A 6,068-nucleotide genomic window follows, 5' to 3' on the forward strand; every position below is an offset into this window, starting at 1 on the left:
ATTCAGTTTTTCGCGGGTAAAGATCGCTCCCAAGAAGAATTTTTCCACACCTTCAATGCACTGCTTGAAGGCGGTCAGCAAATGATACTGACCTGTGATAGATACCCTAAAGAAATCAATGGCTTGGAAGAGCGATTAAAATCCCGTTTCGGCTGGGGGCTGACGGTGGCGGTAGAGCCTCCAGAGTTGGAAACGCGGGTCGCGATTTTGATGAAAAAGGCTGAGCAGGAGCAGGTTGATCTGCCTCAGGACGCAGCTTTTTTTATCGGGCAAAGGGTGCGTTCAAATGTGCGAGAACTCGAAGGTGCTCTTAAGCGGGTAATCGCTAGTGCCCGCTTTATGGCGCGCTCGATTGATATACCTCTGATTCGCGAGTCTCTGAAAGATCTGCTCGCGTTGCAGGATAAGCAGGTCAGTATTGATAATATTCAGCGCACGGTGGCCGAGTACTACAAAATTAAAGTAGCCGATCTTACCTCCAAGCGTCGCAGTCGCTCCGTGGCGCGGCCGCGTCAGTTGGCCATGGCATTGGCCAAGGAATTGACCAACCAGAGTCTGCCAGAAATTGGTGATAGTTTTGGTGGTCGAGACCACACAACCGTGCTGCATGCCTGCAAGAAAATAAAGGAATTGCGTGAAACCAGCGCAGACATTCGTGAAGACTATCAAAATCTGCTGCGTTCGCTCACAACCTGACGCTCGGGTGTCCTTTTTAAACACCTCAAGCTAGCACTTTTAGCGCCGAGTACCGTATGATAAGTGCCTATAATTGAACCAATAAATCCAACAAGGATCGCCCTCCGACCATGAAATTTGTCATCGCCCGCGAGGCCTTACTCAAACCCTTGAATCTGGTAGCTGGTGTTGTGGAACGTCGGCAGACGTTGGCCATTCTGGCAAACGTACAGTTAGTGCTGGATGGACAGGAACTTTCGCTTACCGGCACGGATCTCGAGGTAGAGTTGATAGGTCGGGTTGAGTTGACCACCCCACCGCAGTCAGAGGGTGAGATTACAGTACCGGCGCGTAAGCTGGTGGATATCTGTAAGTCGCTCCCGGATGGTTCTGACATCGAATTTAATCTGGATGAGAATCGCCTGATACTTAAATCTGGCCGCAGTCGCTTTACCCTGTCTACTCTTCCGGCAGCGGATTTTCCTAGTGTAGAGCAGAGTGATAATGGGCAAAGCTTTTCGCTGAAACAAGGCGATATAAAGCGCCTTATTGAGAAAACCGCCTTTGCAATGGCCCAGCAGGACGTGCGTTATTATCTCAATGGTATGTTGTGGGAAGTTAGTGAAGGTCAATTGCGTACGGTTGCCACTGACGGTCACCGCTTGGCGATGTGTACCCTGACGGCGGCATTGGATGCACCTAACCCACTACAAGTGATTGTTCCCCGTAAAGGGGTGAACGAGCTCACCCGTTTGTTGGGTGACGAAAACCACGACGCCGAGGTGATGATCAGCGCCAATCATCTTCGTGTGGTAACGCCGGGCTTTACGTTTACGTCAAAGCTGATTGATGGAAAATTCCCGGACTATGAACGCGTGTTACCGCGCAGTAGTACGAAAACCGTGTTGGGTGATCGTGAAGCATTGCGCCAGGCGTTTGGTCGAACTTCTATTTTGTCGAACGAAAAATACCGCGGGGTACGTCTGGGTTTGACCAGCGGCGAGCTTAAAATTCAGGCCAATAACCCCGAACAGGAAGAAGCCGAAGAAGTGGTGGCTGTGGATTACGAAGGGGCTGATCTCGAAATTGGCTTTAATGTCAGTTACTTGATGGATGTTTTGGGCGCTGTAAGCGGCGAAACCGTAAAGCTGTCGCTATCAGATCCCAATAGCAGCGCACTGCTGGAAGAAATCGACAGTGAAGAAACTCGCTATGTCGTTATGCCGATGCGGCTGTGATTGTCCCATCAATAACGTGTCGGTAAGGAAAAAGGGCGTCAATAGCGGCGCCCTTTTTCGTTTGAGCAAGCACACCCGATGTTATTAGATCGTCTCTATATAGAAGCTTTTCGGAATATTAAAACCGTGTCGCTGACAGGTTTTGGGAATACCAATCTTTTCTACGGCGAGAACGGTTCGGGAAAAACGTCTATTCTTGAAGCGATATACACCTTAAGCGCTGCCCGCTCGTTCCGTACTCATAAATGGCGCTCGTTGATCAGTCATGGCGAAACAGCCTTTACGGTCTCCGGCAGTGTCATCGATGCCGCCGGCGTAGAAACTAAACTAGGTGTGCGTAGAGCGCTTCAAGAAGCGTCGGCCTTTGTCAGGGTTGATGGTCAGACGGTGAAAACCGCTAGCAGTCTCGCGCAACTGCTGCCTATTCAGGTTATCGATAGTGCTACCTTTTCCCTTTTGGAGGGCGCGCCAGAGAAACGCCGCCAATTAATGGATTGGTTGGTGTTTCACGTGGAACCTCAACGTTTTCTGCCTATTTGGCAGCGCTACGGCAAGGCCTTGCAGCATCGCAATGCCCTACTTCGTCAGCAGAATGCTTCAGTGTCCGAAGAGCTTGTCTATTGGACGCGAGAAGTGGCAACGGCTGGTGACGAGATAAACACCATGCGTGAAAGTCTTTTTAGTGCCTTTGTTCCGGTGGTCATGGAGGTTTATGGAGCGATTAACGAGCAATCGTCTCAGCCGGTAGAAATCAACCTCTCCTATCACCCTGGCTGGGACCGTGAGACCTCCCTTCGTGAGCGGCTAGAAAGCTCGCTCGATAGGGATCTGGAGCTAGGCTATACACGCGATGGCCCGCACAGGGCGGATATAAGGGCTAGAGCGGCAGGTAAGCCTGCGCTTGAGGTGCTGTCCCGGGGTCAACTTAAAAGTCTTATTGCAAGTTTCAGGGTCGGCCAGGCGAAGTTATTGCGCCAATATGGTATAAATAGCGTTGTATTGGTGGACGATTTGCCCGCAGAACTGGACGATTCCAGGCGACGGGCTCTCTGCCGGATTTTGAGCCAATTAGGGCTTCAGGTTTTCTACACGAGTATAGAACAAGACGATCTGGCATCCTGTTTCGAAGAACAACCGAAAAGGTTCCACGTGAAACACGGTCAGGTTATCCCCCACGCCTAAAGATCGACCACCCCTGCTCCATTAGTTGCAGAATAAGAGGACGCCATGAGCGAAGGTAAACAGTACGATTCGTCCAGTATTAAGGTTTTAAAAGGTCTAGATGCGGTTCGAAAACGCCCTGGCATGTACATCGGTGATACTGATGACGGCACAGGCCTGCACCATATGGTATTTGAGGTGGTTGATAATTCTATCGACGAGGCCCTCGCGGGTTACTGCTCTAAAATAGAGGTTATTATCCACCCCGATGAGTCGATAACGGTACGCGACAATGGTCGCGGCATCCCCACGGAGATACACGAAGAAGGTGTTTCGGCGGCCGAAGTTATCATGACGGTGCTGCACGCTGGCGGTAAGTTCGACGATAACACCTACAAGGTGTCAGGCGGCCTCCACGGTGTGGGCGTTTCAGTGGTTAACGCATTGTCTAAAAAGCTTGTGCTGACTATTCGTCGCGGCGGCAAAGTGCATGAACAGAGTTACACCCATGGTGTACCCGACTCACCTTTGGCCATCGTTGGCGATGCGGATACTTCCGGTACTGAGCTGCGTTTCCACCCTTCTGAGGAAACATTTACCAATATTGAGTTTCACTTTGATCTGCTGGCTAAACGCTTGCGGGAACTGGCCTTCCTGAATTCTGGTGTAAATATCGATTTGATCGATGAGCGCAGCGGAGAGAAAGAAAACTTTTGCTACGAAGGTGGGCTGCGGGCCTTCGTTGAGTTTTTGAATCAGAATAAGAGTCCAATAAACAATGTATTTCACTTCACGACCGAAGGTGAAGGTGGTGTTGGGGTGGAAGTTGCCCTGCAGTGGAATGATGGATTTCAGGAAAACCTGTTTTGCTACACCAACAATATTCCGCAGCGTGATGGGGGTACTCACCTGGCGGGTTTCCGGGCTGGTCTTACCCGAAATCTGAATAACTATATCGAACAAGAAGGCTTGGCCAAAAAGGCCAAGGTGAGCACTACGGGCGATGACGCACGCGAAGGCCTCACCGCGATCATCTCTGTAAAAGTGCCGGACCCGAAATTTTCCTCGCAAACCAAAGACAAGCTGGTCTCGAGTGAGGTTAAAACCGTGGTCGAGCAGGCCATGAGCGATAAGTTTGGCGACTTCCTTATGGAAAATCCAAACGAAGCCAAGATTGTCGTACAGAAAATGCTGGATGCAGCACGCGCACGCGAGGCTGCACGTAAAGCTCGCGAAATGACGCGCCGTAAAGGCGCCCTGGATATTGCCGGTCTTCCGGGTAAGCTGGCAGATTGTCAGGAGAAAGACCCTGCCCTGTCTGAACTCTACCTTGTGGAGGGTGATTCTGCGGGCGGTAGTGCCAAGCAGGGTCGCGATCGCCGCACCCAGGCAATACTACCTTTGAAAGGTAAGATACTAAACGTCGAAAAGGCGCGTTTCGATAAAATGCTGTCGTCTGCAGAAGTCGGCACTATGGTAACCGCACTGGGTTGTGGTATCGGCAAGTCAGAATTTTCGATAGAGAAGCTGCGTTATCACAGTATTATTATCATGACTGACGCCGATGTGGATGGCTCCCATATCCGTACCCTGCTGTTAACCTTCTTTTTCCGCCAGATGCCGCAGCTTATTGAACACGGGCATATTTTTATCGCCCAGCCGCCGCTTTATAAGATTGGTCGCGGTAAATCGCATACCTACCTGAAAGACGATGAAGCGCTTAACGACTACCTGACGAACTCCGCCCTTGAAGATGCTGCGCTATTCGTTCACCCAGAAGCGCCCGGCATTAGCGGCCAGCAACTGGAACAGTTGGTGCGCGACTACCGCAGTGTGGAAAAGGTTATCGATCGCCTCAGCCGTGTTTACCCCGACATAGCCTTGTGGCAAATGCTCGATGCACCCACCCTTACCCAGGCAGGGATGCAGGATCGCGCAGTTGTAGAGGCATGGGCTCAGGATCTGCAGGATCGCTTGGCCACGACCGTTGAAGCTAAACACAACCGCTATACGATCAGTGTCCACGAAGACAAAGAACGCCACGATTTTTATCCAAAAATCACCGTCATCGCTCACGGAGTGAGTACTGACTATCTCATTACGCGAGAGTTTGTCGGCTCTTCGGAGTATGCAAAAATAAAATCTGTTGGCGAGCAACTGTCGGGGCTACTGGAAGATGGCGCGTATGTGAAACGCGGCGAGCGCTCCCAGCCAGTTACAACCTTTGGCGAAACCCTAACCTGGTTGATGAAGCAGGCGGAACGCGGATACAACATCCAGCGCTACAAGGGTTTGGGTGAAATGAACCCGGATCAGTTGTGGGAAACCACGCTCAACCCCGATGCCAGGTCATTGCTTCAGGTCCGCATCGATCACCGCGCGGAAGCCGAGGAAGTCTTTTCAACCCTGATGGGCGACGTGGTGGAACCGCGCCGCGATTTCATCCAGTCCAACGCGCTCAAGGTAGTCAATCTGGACGCTTAGCGCGCAAGCCGATTGAAGCTGTCGCCGAGCGCCGCGCATAGAATGACGTCTTTGAGCTCCGGCGCCAGGGTCTTGTAAAATTTTCGCGCCACCCGGTTGCGTTTGAGGACCGACCAGAACATCCATTCGCCGCCCAAATCGCGGCACGCCTGGGCCGCCGCTTTCATCAGCGCGCGGCCGACGCCATATCGCCGAAATTCTGCCTCCACATAGAGATCGGCCAGGTAGACGCCGCGGGTGGCCCGATCGGTGTCGTAGCCGGAAAAATATAGCGCGTAGCCGGCAACCATGCCGTCTACTTCAGCGATCAGTGCGCGGAATGCTGGGTCTGCGCCAAAACCGTCGCGCCTGTAGGATTCTTCGGTGAGCCGGGACGCGCGGCCGCCATCGGTCATACTTAGTCCGCGAGCGAGCCGTACGACAATGGCCGAGTCCTCGATTGTGGCCGGCCGAACGGCGATGGCTTCGATGACCGGCCTGGTTTGCGAATTTTGTCCGAATAGCGCCATG

General features: G+C 52.2%; 5 protein-coding genes. 4 read left to right on the top strand and 1 reads right to left on the bottom strand.

Going from position 1 to position 6,068, the window contains the following annotated elements:
- From dnaA to gyrB, 4 genes are all read left to right on the top strand, one after another.
- On the top strand, positions 1–696 hold a 696-nt coding region (gene dnaA / locus ABYP39_RS16655), incomplete at its 5' end, for a chromosomal replication initiator protein DnaA (RefSeq protein WP_372783676.1).
- A gap of 110 nt (positions 697–806) precedes the next feature.
- Positions 807–1,913, top strand: a complete 1,107-nt coding sequence (gene dnaN, locus ABYP39_RS16660; RefSeq protein WP_372783678.1) for a DNA polymerase III subunit beta — start codon at positions 807–809, stop codon at positions 1,911–1,913.
- A gap of 78 nt (positions 1,914–1,991) precedes the next feature.
- A complete protein-coding gene (gene recF / locus ABYP39_RS16665) occupies positions 1,992–3,095 on the top strand; it encodes a DNA replication/repair protein RecF (protein WP_372783680.1) in 1,104 nt (367 codons plus the stop codon).
- 45 nt (positions 3,096–3,140) lie between these two features.
- A complete protein-coding gene (gyrB, locus tag ABYP39_RS16670) occupies positions 3,141–5,558 on the top strand; it encodes a DNA topoisomerase (ATP-hydrolyzing) subunit B (RefSeq protein WP_372783683.1) in 2,418 nt (805 codons plus the stop codon).
- Here gyrB and ABYP39_RS16675 read toward each other — a convergent pair.
- A partial coding sequence (locus ABYP39_RS16675; RefSeq protein ID WP_372783685.1) for an N-acetyltransferase family protein occupies positions 5,555–6,068 on the bottom strand: 514 nt, incomplete at its 5' end. The genes gyrB and ABYP39_RS16675 overlap by 4 nt on opposite strands.

Source organism: Litorivivens sp., from assembly GCF_041625495.1.
In the GTDB taxonomy this organism is placed as follows: Bacteria; Pseudomonadota; Gammaproteobacteria; order Pseudomonadales; family Spongiibacteraceae; genus Litorivivens.

Excerpts from the sequence above, each read along its gene's own strand:
- dnaN (WP_372783678.1), top strand. The coding sequence starts at position 807 with ATGAAATTTGTCATCGCCCGCGAGGCCTTACTCAAACCCTTGAATCTG.
- recF (WP_372783680.1), top strand. The coding sequence starts at position 1,992 with ATGTTATTAGATCGTCTCTATATAGAAGCTTTTCGGAATATTAAAACC.
- gyrB (WP_372783683.1), top strand. The coding sequence starts at position 3,141 with ATGAGCGAAGGTAAACAGTACGATTCGTCCAGTATTAAGGTTTTAAAA.